Here is an 18,735-nt window from a genome sequence, read left to right as displayed (position 1 = left end):
TGTTGAATGTGTTACAATTATTCTTGTGATTAAGCAATTTGTTGTACAAATTTCACATAATGTATGAATTTTGTATACGAGCAGGAATTGTGTGATTGAAAGGAGAATGAATTATGGCAGTAAATCGTTTTGTATTGAATGGAATTTCTTATCATGGACATGGCGCGATTAATGAGATTCCTGGTATTGTGAAGTCAAAGGGATTTAAGAAGGCATTTGTAGCGTCTGATCCGGATCTGGTGAAGTTTGGCGTGACAGCGAAGGTGACCGATCTACTGAAGGAAAATAGCATAGAATATGAGTTATATTCTGATATCAAGCCGAACCCGACGATTGAGAATGTATTGCATGGTGTCGATGCGTATAAGGCTTCGGAAGCTGATTTTATGATTACCATTGGCGGTGGTTCATCCATGGATACAGGAAAAGCAATCGGCATTATTATCAACAATCCGGAATTCGCAGATGTTCGTTCTCTGGAGGGCGTTGCACCGACGAAGAAGCGGACGGTATTTACGATTGCGGTACCTACAACCGGTGGTACGGGTGCAGAGTCAACGATCAATTACGTAATTACGGATGTAGAGAAGAAGCGTAAGTTTGTATGTGTGGATCCGAACGATATCCCGGATGTTGCAGTGGTAGACCCGGATATGATGGCATCGATGCCGAAGGGACTGACTGCATCAACCGGAATGGATGCACTTACACATGCAATTGAAGGTTATACAACCGCAGGCGCATGGGAGCTGTCAGATTGTCTGGATTTAGAGGCAATCAAACTGATTGCAGCGAACTTGAGAAAAGCCGTAGAGAACGATCCGGATGGTCGTGAGGGCATGGCACTTGCACAGTATGTAACAGCGATGGCATATTCGAATGTAGGACTTGGAATCGCACATTCCATGGCACATACACTTGGTGCGGTATATGATACACCACATGGTGTCGCCTGTGCGATGATGCTTCCAATCGTCATGGAGTTCAACAAAGAATATACAGGAGAAAAGTACAAATCCATAGCAGAAGCATTTGGAATTGATACGACAGGCATGGATCAGGCAACTTACAGACAGGCTGCAATCGATGCGGTTCAGCAGTTGTCTATCGATGTTGGAATTCCGACAAAGCTGGAGAAGCTGAAGGAAGAAGATCTTCCGTTCTTGTGTGAATCTGCTGCAGCGGATGCGTGTGCACCGGGCAACCCTAGACCGGCAAGCTTAGAGCAGTTTGAGGAGATGTTCCGTAAGCTGATGTAAGTAGAGCAGTTTGAGGAGCTATTCTGTAAGCGGATATAAATGGTTGTGTGATGATTGCTAATTAAATTAAAACATAGCTACACAACGAAACTATAAAAATGAATTTCTAAATCATAAGAGGAGTCTTCATCTTGGTGATGTTATTTATCACAAGATGTTGGCTCCTTTTTGCGCAAAAAGTATTCCCATTTTTACAATGCTATGATAAAATAAGTTAGATGAAACTAACTCAAAAGAAAAACAAAATTACAACCACCAGACGGGCACAAATAAAAGTAGTATATGAAGCAGAATAGAAGGGGAGAGAAACCATGAAGGTAACAACGTTAGATACACAGGTGGCAGAGCAGATCGGGCACGCGTTTGGATATTATGACTATGGAGAGGAAGTCGGAATGGGCGCATTTTACCGCAGCAAGGATGCGGTCGCAACGTATATTGCCGGGTATGTTCGGATGGCATTTGAAGGCGGTATGCTCTATGCGACAAGCGAGCGGGGCGAGGGTTATATTGCTTATAAGGTGCCGGGACAGAAATTGAAGCTTAGAGCAGGCATGCAGCTTGTAAAAGCATTGTTTCATTCAATGAGCCTAAAAGAATTGATTCGGATGGGACAGGGAGTTTCCAAGGGAGGAACGTCGCTGCAGGATCGGATGAAAAAAGAGAAGAAACCTTATATATTTGTCGGCATGGTCTGTGTGCCGGAACAATATCAGGGACAGGGTTACATGCGGAAGGTGATGGAGCTTGCCTACGCAGAAGGCAACCGGCTGCAGGTTCCGGTGCTTCTGGAGACAGATGCGAAGTCGAAATGCGACAAATACATGCACCTTGGCATGCAGCTTGATGGTATACGTGATTTAGGCAAATATGGAAAATTATATGATCTGGTCAAATATCCGGATTGATTTATCCAAGATGACTGTGGTATTTCCTGAGATAGTATACGCCGGAAATACCACCCGGAATCCCGATCCAGAGTATCATAGCGCCAGATGTCACAAGCTCAAAATCTGGAACTGTCAACGTGCAGGCGACATACAGCAGGACAATGGGAAGTGAGATATGCCCCAAAATGTTATGTGCAATTTTCCATGTCTCTTCGTCCCGTATGGTCCAAGGCAGTCGCAGCCCTGTGTACCGGTTGTATGGAATTCTTGGACATAGAATACCGGATGCAAGCATGATACAGCTTATAAAAGACATTGCAAATATTTTCTCGCCATTTTCAGAAAACGTTATAACATCAAGTGCTGTCAGACAGGCAACAAGAATCCCGATTATCAAAAATCCAATATTGATAAGTGTGGTCACGCGAAGGGTGCCAATACGCAGATCATCTGTAGTTTCATTTGTCAATAGAGCAAGATTACGATACAAAATGATGGCTGCGCTGATCATGCACATACCGGTTAACAGGAGAGACACCAGTTCGTTTTTTACAATCAATGCAACCAGCATGGCTAAGAATGTAAGAAATAAAATAGTACCTCTTTTTCTGCCAGCCTGAAGACGATTTCTTTCTTGCTGATTTTTCAGAGCCAGTTGTTCATTCAGGCCGGCTAATTGATCGGCAAGTGCCTGATGATTGTTTGGTTCTGTTTCTATACCGAGCAGCTGGCTGACCGATACGCCAAGCACATTTGCGAGACGAATCAGCACATCGGCATCCGGAACGGATAAACCGTTTTCCCATTTGGACACAGTCTGGCGGACAACGTGTAGCTTCACAGCCAGCTCTTCTTGACTGAGTCCTTTTGCTTTTCGGAAATGTTTGATATTTTCGTGGATCATTATTTCACGTCCTTTCCTGTGTGGTAAGCATAGCATTATTATACGAAGCGTTTATGGCGGATGCAAGCAATGAAAATTAACATTGGCAAAAAGACGGTGAAAACCAAAAAACAGACTTGACAAGTAGGTTAGGCTAAACTAACATAACAAGTGCTGTGGAGCTCATTTTTTATAACATAACAAATCGTAACAACTGTTATGTCTAAAAAGAAAAGCACATAAAAATCAGGTAAGTGCAAAAGGAATAAAAGGAAGCGAGGCAATCACATGAACGAAAAAACAAAAGTACAGGTACAGGGAGTTCCGGAGACAATGCTGCAGACATTATATGCGAGAGCGCAGGAGTCTAAGAAACCGAACCATCATATCTACGACGAGCGGGCAATCGAGGTTGTATCCCGTCTGGATTATGATTTTTCCAAGGCAGAAAGCGATAAGGCGATGAGCTTAGGCGTAATCGCGCGGACGATCGTGCTTGATAAGCTGGTCGGAGATTTTCTGTCTCACTATCCACACGCGGTTGTCATGAATATCGCATGCGGTATGGATACACGCTGTTATCGGATGGAAGGAAAATACGACCGCTGGTATAACATTGACCTGCCGGAGACGATGGCAGTTCGGAGTCGTTTCTTCGAGGAGCAGGGGCCGATCTTCCAGATTGCAAAATCTGCTATGGACGCAAGCTATATGGAAGACATCGAGTATCATGGCGAGCCGGTGCTGGTGATCATTGAGGGCTTGACGATGTATCTGTCCGAGGCGGATGTCAAGCAGATATTCGATATTCTTGACAAGCGGTTTTCGAAAGCAGTCGTGCTTGTAGAAACGATGTCGCCGTTTGTAGTAAAGCATATCAAGGAGAAATCCATCGAGAAGAGTGCGGCGAAGTTTTCATGGGGCGTAAAAAATGGTGCGGCGTTGGAACAGGTAATTCCTCGTTTTAAGAATAAGCGTGATGTAAGTCTGGTTGAGGGGATGAAAGTATTGATGCCGATTTACAAGGTGATCGGGAAAATCCCGGCAGTACGAAATTTCTCAAATAAAATCTGTGTGATGAAGAAATAGTGATATAATAATTTTGTCATGCAAATAAGCAATAAGGAGAATCGATAAATGGAGCTTCGGGTATTACGCTATTTTCTGACCGTGGCGAAGGAGCAGAGCTTCACGAAGGCTGCGGAACAATTACATATCACACAGCCAACGCTGTCAAGACAGCTTGCAGCATTGGAGGAAGAGCTTGGAACCGTGCTGTTCAACCGTGGCGGACGGAATGTTACGTTGACCGACGAGGGAATCCTGCTCAAGCGGCGAGCCCTTGAAATCATCGATCTCGAAGATAAGATCCGGGAGGAATTCAAGGAAAGTCAGGTCGTCGATGGAACAATCACGATTGGATGCGGTGAGTTCGCAGCAGTGGAGCTGCTGGCACAGATCTGCGAGCGGTACCGGGCGAAATATCCGATGGTTCAGATCCGGGTGCATACCGGAACAGCAGATACGATCTATGAGATGATGAATAAAGGACTGGTAGACATCGGGCTTTACATGGAGCCGGTGAATCTGGAAGGACTGGATTATATCCGTTTTCCGGAGAGTGACCACTGGGTTGTAGGCATGCGACCGGACGATCCGCTGGCAGAAAAATCATATATTACGAAAGAGGACTTATTGCCGTTACCGCTGATATTGCCGGAACGGTCGGGCGTACAAAGTGAGCTTGCGAATTGGTTTGGCAAGGACTTTGCGAAGCTGAACATAGCATTTACAAGTAATCTCGGTACAAATGCAGCAATCCTGGCGATGCAGGGGCTTGGTTATCCAATCTCCATTGAAGGCGCCGGCAGATACTGGCGATCTGATTTGCTTGTGCAGAAAAAGCTGTATCCGGAGATCACGGCAAGTACTGTGATCGCATGGCGCAGGAACATTCCGTACGCGCAGGCTGTCCTCAAATTCATTGACGAGATCAATGCCTTTCAGGCATAATAAAGCATTCAATGTAAGTATTAGACATAATACAATACAATAATTATAATCAAGGTGTAGGAAGAAAGAGACTACACCTTTTTTAGTAAGTGTTAGTAGTATTGCGGAGCATATAGTGATTAGTGTATGTGTCTGTATTTCATTTCAGAAATATGAATATGTTTGGAACTTAGAAGAACTCGATGTTCTGTAATTATCCAGCAATGTTTGAACACGATGTTCAAACAAGCCGCCACTGAGCCACGGATGGCGAATTGGCGGCGGTTGCGTTCGGTATCTATTTGTATATCAGAACATTTAGTTCTTCTTAGTTACAATACATCTGATATTTCTGAAATGAAATATAGGCAGTACGTAATCACTATATGCCCGCCCAATAGAATTAGGAGGACAAAAAATGAGTAAGAAATTAGTCGCATATTTTAGTGCAAGTGGAATTACAAGAAACGTCGCAAAGATGGTAGCAGAGGCAGCAGGCGCGGACCTGTACGAGATCACCCCGAAAGAAGCCTACACAAAGGCAGACTTAAACTGGATGGATAAGAAATCAAGAAGCAGTGTGGAGATGGCAGACAAGAAGATCCGTCCGGAAATCACAGACACCGACGCGAAGATTGCAGAGTATGATGAGATATTCCTTGGATTCCCAATCTGGTGGTACGTAGCACCAACGATCATCAACACATTCCTGGAGAAGTATGATTTCACAGGCAAGAAGATTGTGCTGTTCGCAACATCCGGCGGAAGCGGATTCGGAAACACCGTAAAGGAATTGCAGCCATCCGCACCGGGTGCACAGTTTGTCGAGGGCAGGCTGCTCAACCATGCAAATAAGAAGGAAATCGAAGAACTGGTAACAGAATTTTAGGAAGGATAAGAACATGGCAAAGATTACACAGACAGCAGGCAGAAATGCACTCGGAGAATTTGCTCCGCAGTTTGCACATTTTAACGATGATGTATTATTTGGAGAGAACTGGAACAACGAGGATATTGATGTCAAGACACGAAGCATCATTACGGTAGTCGCACTTATGGCACAGGGAATCACAGGTTCTTCCCTGAAATTCCATTTGCAGAATGCGAAAGCACATGGCGTGACACAGAAGGAAATTGCTGCGATCATCACCCATGTAGCATTTTACGCAGGATGGCCAAATGGTTGGGCTGTATTCAATCTGGCAAAGGAAGTCTGGGATGTTGATGAGGGCGATCTGCCTTACGAAGATCCAGCGATGCGTGCGCATGCAAAGGAAATGGTATTCCCAATTGGACAGCCAAACGATGCATTTGCACAGTATTTCATCGGACAGAGTTATCTGGCACCGGTATCCACCAGTCAGGTTGGAATCTTCAATGTCACATTTGAGCCGGGCTGCAGGAACAACTGGCATATCCATCATGCAAAGAGCGGTGGCGGACAGATTCTTGTATGCGTAGCCGGACGTGGATATTATCAGGAAGAGGGCAAGGAAGCAGCCGAATTGAAACCGGGTGACTGTATCAATATTCCGGCAGAGGTTAAGCATTGGCATGGTGCCGCACCGGATAGCTGGTTCAGCCATCTGGCAGTGGAAGTACCGGGCGAGGAGACATCCAATGAGTGGTGCGAGCCGGTAACAGACGAGGAATATGGTAAGTTGAAATAAAAACATTTAGGATTGCAGGAGGGGTTATACATGGAGTACGCAAAACTTGGAAATACCGATATTGAAGTATCGAAGCTTTGCATCGGATGCATGAGCTTCGGAAAAGCAGGTACAATGCATGACTGGACACTGGATGCGCAGGAAAGCGAGAAGGTGATCAAGCATGCGTTGAATCTTGGTATCAATTTCTTTGATACTGCAAACTGTTATTCAGCAGGAACCAGTGAAGAATATCTGGGACAGGCACTGAAAAAGAATGTGGCACGTGATAAGGTTGTGATCGCATCGAAGGTGTATTTCAATGAGGGTAGACTGTCAAAGGCAGCGATTGAGCGGGAAATCGACGGTTCCCTAAAAAGGCTTGGAACCGACTATCTGGATTTGTATATCATTCACCGGTTTGATTTTGATACTCCGATCGAGGAGACGATGGAAGCACTGGATGGTCTTGTAAAGGCTGGAAAGGTGCGTGCAATCGGTGCATCTGCGATGTATGGATATCAGTTTTATAATATGCAGTTTGCCGCAAAAGAGCGGGGACTGACACCGTTTGCTACGATGGAGAATCATTACAATCTTCTTTACCGGGAGGATGAGCGCGAGTTGATTCCAATCTGTAAGCAGATGAATGTTGCGCTGATGCCGTACAGTCCGCTTGCTGCCGGGCATCTGTCAAGACCTGTGTGGAATACAGATTCTCTGCGGAGTCAGACCGACCGTGTTGCACATGGAAAGTATGACCGGATGGAAGAACAGGATATGAAGGTGGTTGCCAGAGTGCATGAGCTCTCAGAAAAACACAATTGCAAGATGTCACAGATTGCTCTTGCATGGCAGTGGGCAAAGGGCGTGACAGCACCAATCGTCGGAGTAACGAAGACTGCATACTTGGATGATGCAGCAGGTGCGCTCGATGTGAAGCTTTCCGCAGAGGACGTGGCTTACCTGGAAGAGATGTATGTGCCACATCCAGTCGTTGGAGCTATCAAAGAAAATCCGGCACAGGGCGTTGTGCTGTTGGATGAGAAAAAGTAATTATTTCCCAACCACCAGCGCAAAATATCCCCAATCCCAGATCGGGGATGCAAAACTATTTTCCAGATATTCGCGGATATCCGCATCTTCATAACCGGTCATGCGCGACAGGATTACGATATAGTCACGGACGGTTTCGTAAGAAAGATGATTTGCTCCTTCGGCAGAGCAGAGAAGAAAAAGGCTCTGCCGGATGGATGCATATTCCAAGGCAATCCATTCGAGATGTAACAACATATCGTCAATCGTATCCTCCGGCATAAGCAGGTCGGAGAATATTTCGTTTGCCACATAGTTCCGAAACAGAATATCGTAGGTATGTAATTGCTTATTAAAATCGATAAGTCTCTCATCGTCTGGTACAGTAAATTGTTCTGCGAGCGTAATAAGCGGATTTAAGTACGGCGCGTACAAGCCTTCCTCGATATAATTTACAGATAAATCCTGTAACAACTCATTGCGTTCCATCCATGTGTCCGCAGCCGGAAGTTCTACGTCGTGGATAGCTGCACGAAGCTCTGCAAGCGAAGCAGGGGAGAAATATTCAGTTACCTTTGCTATGGTAATCGGTACGTTTTTTGCCAGTTCAGACAGTATATAAAAGCTTTCTAATAAAGCTTCTTCGATAGAAATATTCGTATCCTGAATCAGATTCATAATCGAAGTGCGGATCAAAAAGAGTGCGTCCGGCTCAGACACCTGTGGGAAATCCAGCAGCGTATATCTCCACAGATCAATCACTGCCGGGCAGCAAGGCATGAGCATCCCTTCCTTGTGGTCGTGGAAGGTATGATATTCCCGCGGGAAGGTTGTACACGTTTCTGAGAGCACAGAATCTCCGTAGGTAGAGACTAAGCGGCACAGCTTTGCCTCGTCTAGGAAAGGACAGCGATGCATCGCGTCTAATCCGATTACGCGCTGCCCGTCTTTCTTCGTTGTGTAGGCACTTAAATTCTTACGGCATTCCGGTACGGTATCCGGCGGAAGCAGCTTCTTCCAGCGGCGGTTCGTGTCTGCATCGACTGCGATTTTCCACTCTTTACAACAGGTGATCGGACATTTGTCCGCAATACAGGTAAATTTGTTATAATAATCCGGCGTTAACATGTGTGATTTTAATTCTCCGTTTCTGTATTTAAAGCCAATATCGGCTGACTGTCTAACATAGCGAAATCATTATAAATGAAAAATGGATATAGGACAATATGCGGTTGACAATTCCGGAAAGCAGCCATATATTATAATCGATTTTGTATGTGTCTTATATGCATTTTCGTGGAAATTTGGTGGGCATGATTCTATATGTGTAAAATTGTGCTAAAATAGAAGACACGTATAGAGAATGGAGGAAATAGCATGAACGAGAATATGAAAAAAAGAAATGCGGTTCTGGCACAGACCGTTATCAAAGGATTGGAATCCCGGAACATGACCGGTTACTATGCAGCAGATAAGGGAGAAGCTTTGAAGCTGGCACTTGAAGTAATCGGCGAGGGCAGCTCCGTTGCGATGGGTGGTTGTCAGAGCGCACACGAGATTGGTCTGGTGGATGCCTTGCAGGCAGGAAATTATAATTACATAGATCGTTCGCAGATGACGCCGCGTGAGGGATTGCTGGCAGCATATGATGCAGATGTATTCTTATCGAGCGCCAATGCGATGACGAACGATGGCATCATCGTAAATATCGATGGAAATTCCAACCGTGTGTCCTGTATCGCACAGGGACCGAAGCGGGTGTTATTTATCGTGGGAATGAACAAGGTCTGTTCCGATCTTGATGCGGCGATGAAGCGTGCCAGAAATGTGGCAGCTCCGGTGAACGCCCAGCGGTTTGATGTGAAGACACCGTGCAAGGTCACAGGCAGATGTTCGGATTGTAAGTCTCCGGATACACTCTGCTGTCAGTTCCTGATTACAAGGTTCTCACGTCATGAGGGAAGAATTCATGTGATTTTAGTAAACGATACACTTGGATATTAATGCATTTGCCAGGAATTTATGAGAGGAAATTATTATGCAGAAAAATACGTTAGAAGGGAAAGCCAAAACAAAAAACGGGATTAAACGGTTATGTTTTTGTGCCGTGTGTATTTTGCTTGAAGTTATATTTATGGTCTCCATGATAACAAGACTGAACGAATATGCAGAGATTGTAAATCTTCTGACACGTTTGCTTGGAACAATCCTTGTATTGGCATTATATGCGTCAGATCAGACCTCATCCATGAAGATGCCGTGGATTATTCTGATACTGATATTCCCGATCATGGGTGTTGCGTTATATCTGCTGATTGGTTTAAATGGTGGCACACGGAAGATGCGCAAACGGTATGAGAAAATCGACAGCCGCCTTTTCCCATTGATTCCGGCTAACAGAGATAATCTGGAAAGATTACGTTTGCAACTCCCCAAAGCCGGAAGTATCTCCACGTATATACAGAGAAATTCAAGCTATCCGGTGTACCGGAATACAGATATCACATATTATGATGAAGCAATCAAGGGGCTTCATGCGCAGCTTGCAGATCTGGCGAAGGCAGAACATTTTATCTTTATGGAATATCATGCAATCGAGGATGCGGAAGCGTGGCATATGGTACAGGAAGTATTGGAAGACCGCGTAAAGGCGGGAGTGGAAGTCCGCGTATTCTATGATGATATGGGGTCAATTGGATTTATCAATACAGATTTTATTAAAAAGATGGAAAAAGTCGGTATCCGGTGCAGAGTGTTTAATCCATTTACCCCTGGATTAAATATGTTTTTAAATAACCGGGATCATCGTAAGATTACGGTGATTGACGGTAAGGTAGGATTTACCGGAGGGTATAATCTCGCAAATGAGTATTTTAATATGACCCAGCCATACGGTATGTGGAAGGATACAGGTATTCGTTTGGAAGGAGATGCGGTAAAATCCCTGACCGTGACGTTTCTGGAGATGTGGAACGCCGTGAGTGACAAGGATGCGGATGATGTGGATGTTGAGAAATACCTTACACCGTCCGGCTACCGGGCAAGACAGGCTGGCTTCGTGCAGCCGTATGCAGATATTCCAACCGATGATGAACAGGTTGGAGAGGAAGTCTATATCAGTATCATAAATAAAGCAGAGAAATACTGCTGGTTTATCACACCTTATCTCATTATCACGGATGAGATGACACATGCATTATGTCTGGCAGCAAAGAGGGGCGTGGATGTACGGATTGTCACGCCGGGAATTCCGGATAAGAAGCTGATTTACAACGTTACGCGTTCGTTTTATCACGGATTGGTTAAGCATGGAGTGCGGATCTATGAGTGGACACCGGGATTTTGCCATGCGAAAATGAGTGTGGCAGATGATTGTATGGCAACCTGCGGAACAATCAATCTGGATTACAGGAGCCTGTATCATCATTTTGAGAACGGCTGTTTCATAGTTGACAATCCTGCTGTATTATCTATCCGGCATGATCTGGAGAAAACGATGCAGGAGAGCAGGGAAGTGACAGAAAAATATTGTTCCGGACGCAGTGCGTATCTGCGTCTGGGACAATTATTCATGCGGTTATTTGCAGGACTGTTGTAGAAGTATTTTACAGGAATTTATCCAGTTCTGCTTCCACCTGTTTTTTCTTTTTAATCTTCGGATGGTCGATGATCGTGCCTCTGGCAACCACCATATCTACGTTGCGGAGTGCACGCAGATCATCTAAAGGATTCTTCGCAGTGACAATCAGATCGGCTGCTTTCCCCTTTTCAATCGATCCCGTGATATCGCCGATTCCGGCAAGCTCGGCGCTTCGCGCGGTTGCCGTATAAAGTGCAAATGCATTCGAGGCACCTGCGTATTTGTGGAAGTAATAAAGCTCACGCCAGAAATCGTACTGCGTGATCCATGGGCAGCCGACATCATTGCCAAGTACAACCGGAATATCGTTTGCCAGTGCCTTCTTGGAGCAATCCACGATTCCTTCGAATACGACATTGCCGTTATATTGCTCGACTTCGGTCGCATTTGTGATAGAGCGGTCGAAGAGCGCATATGGCAGAGCCGGTGAGATCGTTGTGCAGAGGAATGCACCGCGTTCCTTGAATAATTCGATCATCGCATCATCCATCTTCGCACCGTGCTCGATCGAGTCGACACCATTTTCCAGAGCCACGCGGACACCCTCCGGAGATTCCACATGGGCGGAAACGATATAGCCGTCGGCATGTGCTTTGTCGCAGACGGCACGCACCATATCCGGCGACATCTTCAGCTCGCCCGGGACACCCTTTTCTTTGGCGTCTAACACACCGCCGGTAATCATGAGCTTCACTAAATCAACCTTTTCCTTCTTTGACTGTTCGAGATGCGCAAGTGCTTCCGGGATGCAGGCAGCGGCAATCGCAACCGAACCTGCCATGTGTCCACCTGGAACCGAGATGCCCTCGTTGGCGGCAAGGATACGCGGACCAACCTTTGTTCCGGCAGCGATCTCATCCCGCAGGCGGGTGTCGAAGCTTCCGAGTCCGCCGACCGTCCGGATCGTCGTGACACCACTTAACAGTTCATCCTTCGCAAAGCCGGAAACCATCTTGTAAGCGATGGCACGTGTCAGGGAAGAACGCATTATCTTCTTTACGAGTTTTTCATTGTCGCGCTGTTTTTTCTGTGGCTTTCCATTTCCGGCAAGATGCACATGCATGTTGATGAGTCCGGGCATGATATAGCGTCCCTGTAAATCTATGGTTTTGTAGCCGGCAAGGTCGGTTGTATCCGGTACGATATCGGTGATCGTGCCATCCTGTACGAGGATGCAAAGTCCGGTCTGCACCTGCATGTCTTTGGTTCCATCCAGTATCTTTCCATTTGTAAATGCGTAATTCATAAGCAGCCCTCCGTTCTTAATTCTATGTCCACTATACAATAGTTGGAGATGATCTGGCAATATTCGGAATCGCAGGAATGTCATGCAAATTGACAATTCTGAAACGGGTATCTGTCGCGGATTCCGGCTGTGGCATGAGTGAACATGTATATTTACATTTTGAATACACCTGTGCTATACTGTGCGCAGAAAATTTGTGTGAATTTTTCTAATGAATATTTTCGTCACACCCATTTGTTTGGGTGTGACTTTTTATTTTGGAAAGGAGCTGGTACTATGGAAACGGATAACAAAATGGGACAGGAACCGATAAATAAGCTGATTTTGCAGATGTCCATGCCGCCGTTATTCTCTATGTTTTTGCAGTATTCATACAATCTGGTGGATAGTATGTTTGTTGCAAAAATCAACGAGCAGGCGTTGGCTGCAGTTTCGTTGTCTTTCCCGATTACAACTTTGATGAATGCGTTGTCTATCTGGCTAGGCGTCGGTGTGAATGTACGCATAGCCAGTTATCTCGGACAGAAAAGGCAGGAGAAGGCAGACCGCGTAGCAACACTTGGATTGATTGTCTCTGTGATTCTTGGAATATGCGTGAACCTGTTCGTGCTTGCAATCATGAAGCCGTACTATCGTGCCTTTACAAATGATGCGCAGATATTCTCCTATGGCATGACCTATATGCAGATATGTGCATTTATGCAGATCCCGAATATGGTGCATATTCTAATTCAGAAAGAGTTGCAGGCGACCGGAAATATGCTTGCTCCAATGTGGTTTCAGATTGCGGGAGTTGTATTTAATTTTATATTTGATCCGTTGTTGATCTTCGGGATTGGACCATTCCCGAAAATGGGAATCGCAGGAGCGGCACTTGCCACGGTGCTTGGATATACTTTATCCATGTTGATCGCATTGGTTATGATTCTGTTTACGAAGCAGAAGGTGCGTCTGCAGTTCCAGGGATTCCGCATTGAGGGGAAGATGTTAGGTGATGTGTTTGCCAGCGGACTGCCGTCCTTTATCATGAATGCGCTTGGATCATTTATGGTGACCTTTGTAAATATATTTCTGGTAGCATATTCAGACACTGCAGTGGCGTTCTTCGGCGCGTATTTCAAGGTGCAGCAGCTGATTGTTATGACAGTAAATGGTCTGATTCAGGGATGCCTGCCGATTATGAGCTTCAATTATGGCGCGGGAAAGAAAGATCGGTTACAGCAGTCGTATCGCAGTGGAAGAAAGATTGCGACATGCATGATGGCAGTTGGAACATTGTTGGTGTTGGTTTTCCCCAATCAGATATTAGCACTGTTTTCTGCATCAAAAGCTATGCGGGAGTTCGGCATTCCGGCTATGCGGATTATGGCAATCGGATTTATATTCAGTGGGATTTCAACGATGGCTGCTACCTATGCGCAGTCGACGAACAAACTGATACAGAGTATTGTGATTCAATTGCTGCGGCAGGCAGTTCTGCTTCTTCCGGTTATGTGGGTCTGCAATTTGTTGTTCCATATATGGGGAATCTGGATTGCGTTTCCAATTACCGAGATAGTCGTTATGATTGTATCCATACTGATTGTAAAAAGTGATAAAATATCGCGATAAGCAAAATTTATTTTGGTACTTGATTCATAAAAATCAATCTGTTAGAATACACATATAAAAAGGGAGTAGCTTGCCGGTTGCGGTTCACTTCTTCGTCAAGACAGTTATTGAAACATATAACTCGGAAAGTGATGAAATAGCGAGACTTTTACTGTTTACGCAGTAGGAGTCTCTTTTTTTATACCTACTGCAAAATAAAACAAAGAAAGAGAGGTAGAAAGGATGTTCTTGAAGGTTGTTATTTTGTTGGTAGGTTTTTTGTTTCTTGTGAAGGGGGCAGACTGGTTTGTGGAGGGGGCGGCGAGTATCGCGAAGAAGCTCGGGATTCCGCAGCTTATCATCGGTCTGACGATTGTAGCGATGGGAACGAGTATGCCGGAGGCGGCGGTTAGTATCACGGCGGCGCTGCAGAAGAATGCGGGAATCACGATTGGAAATATCGTGGGAAGTAATATCTTGAATGTTCTGATCATTCTTGGTGTGACAGCGGTGATCACGAATGTAGCGATCCAGACGTCAACGTTTCGTTATGAGATACCATTTATGATGGTAGTAACGATTATACTACTGGTATTTGGAATAACCGGTGGGGAAGTGACATTCGTAGAAGGTATTATTTTCTGGGTTTTGTTCCTGTTATATCTTGGTTATCTGTTTGTGATGGCGAAGAAAGGAACCAATGAGGAAGAAGGCGAAACAAAGGATTACCCGGTATGGAAATGTATTCTTTTCATGGTGATCGGTGGTGTGCTCGTTGTAAAGGGAAGCGATTTCGCAGTCAGCGGAGCATCTGCAATCGCACGGTATTTCGGTATGAGCGAGCGGTTTATCGGACTTACGATTGTAGCACTTGGCACCTCACTTCCGGAGCTTGTGACATCTGTCACAGCAGCACGGAAAGGAAATGCGGGAATCGCAATCGGAAATATCGTGGGCAGCAATATTTTCAATATCCTGTTCGTAATCGGTACAACTGCACTCATCTGTACAGTGCCATTTGAGAGCAAATTCATCATAGATACGATCATTGCGGTTGTAGTTGGTGCGATCTTGTGGATCGGAACATATAAGCATAAGGAGCTGCGGCGTCCATGCGGCATCTTCATGCTGCTATGTTATGTGGCGTATTTCGTGTATCTGTGTATGATGTAAAGGATGTGTGTTGGGGAAATTCTTTTTCTTTGACTTTTTCTCCCCAATAAAAGTATGTATATAGCAAGCTGGTTGGGGGATTTTTCGTAATTCGAAAAATCCCCCCAATGATAATTGTTAATCTGGTAATTTCACTGGGTGAAAAAATCTAATTTCAAAAAATTTCCCCAAACCCACCAATAAAGATGAGAGATAGTTGGGTAAAAAAGTAGCAATCAGAAAAAGTCACCCAACAGCAGTCAACAATATCCCCAAATTCATGCAAAAACCACACTGCAACAGTCATCTATATCAACCAATTTATACAAAAACGTACACTATGCGAATAAAAAACAAAAAACATTCGTAAAACCTCTTGACAAATAAGTTAGTTAGAACTAACATATATGCGAATAAAATAACAAAAATGTTCGCATATAGCAGGGAGGACGCAGAATGTTTATAGAAGGAAAAAATCTGGTAAAGAAATACGGAAAGGGAGAAGCAACGATGTTCGCGCTCGATCATGCCGAGTTTGGGGTAGAGAAGGGCGAGATCGCCGTGATCTTAGGTCCGAGTGGAAGTGGTAAAAGTACATTGCTGAATATCCTTGGCGGTCTGGATAAGGTGACAGAGGGAAGCATGCTGGTAGATGGAACGGACTTGGAGAAGATGTCTGCCAAAGAGCTGGAACTGTATCGGAGGGAGAAGCTTGGATTCGTATTCCAGTCCTATAATCTGACACCGGATTTGACCGTGCGTGAGAATATTGAGATGACAGCAGAGCTTGTGCAGGAGCCGCTCAGTACCGACACACTGATCGAAGAGCTCGGACTGAAGAAGTATGAGACACATTTTCCAAAGGAACTTTCCGGTGGTCAGCAGCAGCGTGTCGCCATCGCACGGGCAATGGTGAAGAAGCCGGATATCCTTCTCTGCGACGAGTTAACCGGTGCGCTTGATACGAAATCCTCAAAGGATGTATTGCAGCGTGTACAGAAAATGAATGATACTTATAAGACAACGGTCGTGATTATTACACACAACCTGAACATCGCCGGAATGGCAGACCGGATCATCAGGATCACGGATGGCAAGGTTGTATCCAATCAGAAGAATGTAGATAAGAAACGAGTAGAGGAGATGGAGTTGTAATATGACGATCAATAAGAGAGCTGGGCGCAGCATAAAGAAAAACATCGCGTTTTATATTATCAGTATCATTCTTACGATGCTGACATCTATGGTGATTGTCGCCGCGGTGTCAACCGGATACACACTGACAAAGGTTGTGGATGATTTTGTGAAGGACTATAAGGCGGAGAATGCGGAGTTTGTCACTTATCAGCCGTTGTCCGATGCAGATATGGAGAAGCTCGAACAGGAATATGATGTGATACTGGAACACAGCCGGTATAAGGATGTAAATGTGGAAAGTGGGGATTTAAAAGGAGCTACGATCCGTGTATTCCCGATGCCGGAGAAGCTGAACCTCTGTGAGGTGCGGGACGGACACGAACCGGGTGACGGGGAAGCACTTCTGACACAGGATTTTGCGGATATGCATGACATCCGGGTTGGAGATACGATTTCCCTTGGGGCGTATGCTTATAAAGTATCTGCCTACACGACGAAGGCAGATTATATCTATATGCTTGATAAACTGTCCGGCTATATTGATAGTGAGAAATTTGCACTTGTCGTAGTCGATCGCAAGGAATATGACAAGATTGATGCAGATGAGACAAGCTATTATTCTATCAAATACAACAAGGATAATTCCAAGGAAGTCCGTGAGAAGTTAAATGAAGGTTATGTGATTGCAAGCTATATGGCGGCAACCACGAACACACGAATCTCCATGCCGGTCAATGAGGGAGATGCCGTTACGAACATGGCAACCATGTATGCACCGGTTATGTTCATCATTATTATCACGCTTGTTGTTATGGTGCTTGGAAGAAATATCAGACAGGAACAGTATCTGCTTGGAACATTTCTGGCACTCGGATTTTCCAAGAAGCAGATCATAAGACATTATATGCGGTATGGGGTACTGCCGGGAGTTGTTGGAAGTGTACTTGGCTTGATTGTGTCCATTCCGTTGACCGGGGTACTGTGCAAATTCTATATCGAATATGATTTTGAAAAGCTTACGTATACACCGGCCTACAATGTACCATCGATCGTTATAGCACTGGTTGTACCAACCGTCCTTTACTGTGCGGCTATCGCAATCCAGGCGGCAAAGCTCTTGAAGAAGTCACCGGTCGATCTCTTAAGAAACACAGGAAAAGATACGAAGACAGTTGGCGTGATGAAGAAGAGTCATGCAAAGACACAGACAAAGATGCGGGTGCGGAGCGTGATCGGACATCCGGGAAGAAGCATTGTAACGGCATTTGGTGTGGCTGTCGCTGCATTCTGTATTCTGACCGGATTTATTATGAAAGACAGTCTGGATACGCTGATGCATGGAGGACTTACAAGCTCTATCAAGTACGAATATCTGTACCGGCTGAATTCGTTAGAGGAAGGCACGCCGGAGCAGGGCGAGGCGTTGTTCCAGAATTACTATGAGGTAGAGGGAAACACCATACAGCTTTGTGCACAGGGAATCAGCAAGGATTCGAAATATTTCCCGGACAAGACGGACGGTGGTGACGCGCTTGATCTGGACAAATATTATCTGACAAGTGCGGCTGCACAGACCTATGGTATAAAGACAGGTGATACGCTTACCTTCAGCAATATTGCAGATCTGAAAGAACATAAGGTAACAATCAGTGGCATCGTGACGGACAATACGCATTGTTATCTGTACACAGGAAGAGAAAATGCAACGGCGCTGGCGGGTGTAGACAGTGATGCCTATAACTGCATTATAGATAAGGATGTATTGTCACTCAACAAAGACCGCGTGGCAAGCGAGACAACGATGACTGTCACAGCAGACACGATGGAGAATATGATGGGACCGATGCATACGATCATGGTTATATTTGAGATCGTAGGTGTTGTGCTTGGAGTATTTGTGCTGTATCTGATCATCAACATGATCGTCGCAGAAACTGCAACCAATATCTCGGTTATGAAGGTGCTTGGCTTCAGCCAAAAAGAGATTTCCAACCGGGTACTGAATGTCAATCATATTCTGGTATGCATCGGATATCTGATTGGAATCCCGGCTGCATATATGTTTGTCAAGGTCGGTTATTCGGATACAATCGAAAATTATGGTATGCTGTTGTCACCGGTTCTCACAGCCAGAACGTTGGTGATTGGTTTCGTACTTACATGGGTCGTCTATGAGATTTCCCTTCTTCTCCAGAAGAAAAAAATATCAAGGATTGACATGGTGGAAGCTTTGAAGGAAAATAACAGAAACGAGTAGATTTC

Annotated in this window: 16 protein-coding genes; 13 read left to right on the top strand and 3 right to left on the bottom strand. The window is 45.1% G+C overall.

The window, feature by feature from the left end; translation table 11 throughout:
* Positions 1-113 precede the first annotated feature (113 nt).
* Entirely contained in the window at positions 114-1,259 is a 1,146-nt protein-coding gene (gene fucO / locus H9Q76_RS09960) for a lactaldehyde reductase (protein ID WP_177970389.1), read from the top strand.
* Between the two features lie 311 nt (positions 1,260-1,570).
* Positions 1,571-2,167: a hypothetical protein gene (locus tag H9Q76_RS09955; protein WP_021986349.1), complete on the top strand. Its 597-nt coding sequence runs from the start codon at positions 1,571-1,573 to the stop codon at positions 2,165-2,167.
* Between the two features lies 1 nt (position 2,168).
* On the opposite strand, the gene H9Q76_RS09950 is transcribed toward H9Q76_RS09955, so the two are convergent.
* Positions 2,169-3,053: an XRE family transcriptional regulator gene (locus H9Q76_RS09950; RefSeq protein WP_249321043.1), complete on the bottom strand. Its 885-nt coding sequence runs from the start codon at positions 3,051-3,053 to the stop codon at positions 2,169-2,171.
* 267 nt (positions 3,054-3,320) lie between these two features.
* Here H9Q76_RS09950 and H9Q76_RS09945 point away from each other — a divergent pair, with 267 nt between their 5' ends.
* From H9Q76_RS09945 to H9Q76_RS09925, 5 genes are all read left to right on the top strand, one after another.
* Entirely contained in the window at positions 3,321-4,121 is an 801-nt protein-coding gene (locus H9Q76_RS09945) for a class I SAM-dependent methyltransferase (protein ID WP_196020238.1), read from the top strand.
* A 48-nt stretch (positions 4,122-4,169) separates the two neighbouring features.
* A complete protein-coding gene (locus H9Q76_RS09940; RefSeq protein ID WP_177969420.1) occupies positions 4,170-5,045 on the top strand; it encodes a LysR family transcriptional regulator in 876 nt (291 codons plus the stop codon).
* 397 nt (positions 5,046-5,442) lie between these two features.
* Positions 5,443-5,913, top strand: coding sequence for a flavodoxin (locus tag H9Q76_RS09935; protein ID WP_249321042.1), 471 nt, complete (start codon positions 5,443-5,445; stop codon positions 5,911-5,913).
* 13 nt (positions 5,914-5,926) lie between these two features.
* Positions 5,927-6,694 (top strand): carboxymuconolactone decarboxylase family protein, encoded by a 768-nt coding sequence (locus H9Q76_RS09930; protein ID WP_249321041.1) that lies wholly within the window; start codon positions 5,927-5,929, stop codon positions 6,692-6,694.
* 30 nt (positions 6,695-6,724) lie between these two features.
* Positions 6,725-7,729, top strand: a complete 1,005-nt coding sequence (locus H9Q76_RS09925) for an aldo/keto reductase (protein ID WP_249321040.1) — start codon at positions 6,725-6,727, stop codon at positions 7,727-7,729.
* Here H9Q76_RS09925 and fliB read toward each other — a convergent pair whose 3' ends face one another.
* Positions 7,730-8,836: a flagellin lysine-N-methylase gene (gene fliB / locus H9Q76_RS09920; RefSeq protein ID WP_249321039.1), complete on the bottom strand. Its 1,107-nt coding sequence runs from the start codon at positions 8,834-8,836 to the stop codon at positions 7,730-7,732.
* Positions 8,837-9,085: 249 nt separating this feature from the next.
* Between fliB and H9Q76_RS09915 the strand changes: the two genes are divergently transcribed.
* Positions 9,086-9,712 (top strand): lactate utilization protein, encoded by a 627-nt coding sequence (locus tag H9Q76_RS09915; RefSeq protein ID WP_249321038.1) that lies wholly within the window; start codon positions 9,086-9,088, stop codon positions 9,710-9,712.
* Positions 9,713-9,746: 34 nt separating this feature from the next.
* Complete coding sequence (gene cls, locus H9Q76_RS09910; RefSeq protein ID WP_249321037.1) at positions 9,747-11,306, top strand: cardiolipin synthase; 1,560 nt, start codon at positions 9,747-9,749, stop codon at positions 11,304-11,306.
* Positions 11,307-11,313: 7 nt separating this feature from the next.
* On the opposite strand, the gene H9Q76_RS09905 is transcribed toward cls, so the two are convergent.
* Entirely contained in the window at positions 11,314-12,594 is a 1,281-nt protein-coding gene (locus H9Q76_RS09905; protein WP_118671554.1) for an amidohydrolase family protein, read from the bottom strand.
* A gap of 276 nt (positions 12,595-12,870) precedes the next feature.
* On the opposite strand from H9Q76_RS09905, the gene H9Q76_RS09900 reads away from it, so the two are divergent.
* From H9Q76_RS09900 to H9Q76_RS09885, 4 genes are all read left to right on the top strand, one after another.
* Positions 12,871-14,205 carry an MATE family efflux transporter gene (locus tag H9Q76_RS09900; RefSeq protein ID WP_249321036.1) on the top strand — a complete coding sequence of 445 codons (1,335 nt, stop codon included), beginning with the start codon at positions 12,871-12,873 and terminating at the stop codon, positions 14,203-14,205.
* Positions 14,206-14,427: 222 nt separating this feature from the next.
* Positions 14,428-15,357, top strand: coding sequence for a calcium/sodium antiporter (locus H9Q76_RS09895; RefSeq protein WP_117781334.1), 930 nt, complete (start codon positions 14,428-14,430; stop codon positions 15,355-15,357).
* A gap of 435 nt (positions 15,358-15,792) precedes the next feature.
* A complete protein-coding gene (locus tag H9Q76_RS09890) occupies positions 15,793-16,491 on the top strand; it encodes an ABC transporter ATP-binding protein (RefSeq protein WP_249321035.1) in 699 nt (232 codons plus the stop codon).
* A 1-nt stretch (position 16,492) separates the two neighbouring features.
* A complete protein-coding gene (locus H9Q76_RS09885) occupies positions 16,493-18,730 on the top strand; it encodes an ABC transporter permease (protein ID WP_249321034.1) in 2,238 nt (745 codons plus the stop codon).
* Positions 18,731-18,735: the final 5 nt, after the last annotated feature.

Origin of the sequence: Wujia chipingensis (genome assembly GCF_014337155.1) — a bacterium.
Classification (GTDB): Bacteria; Bacillota; Clostridia; order Lachnospirales; family Lachnospiraceae; genus Coprococcus_C; species Coprococcus_C hominis.
This window is presented reverse-complemented; position numbering and strand designations above follow the sequence as displayed.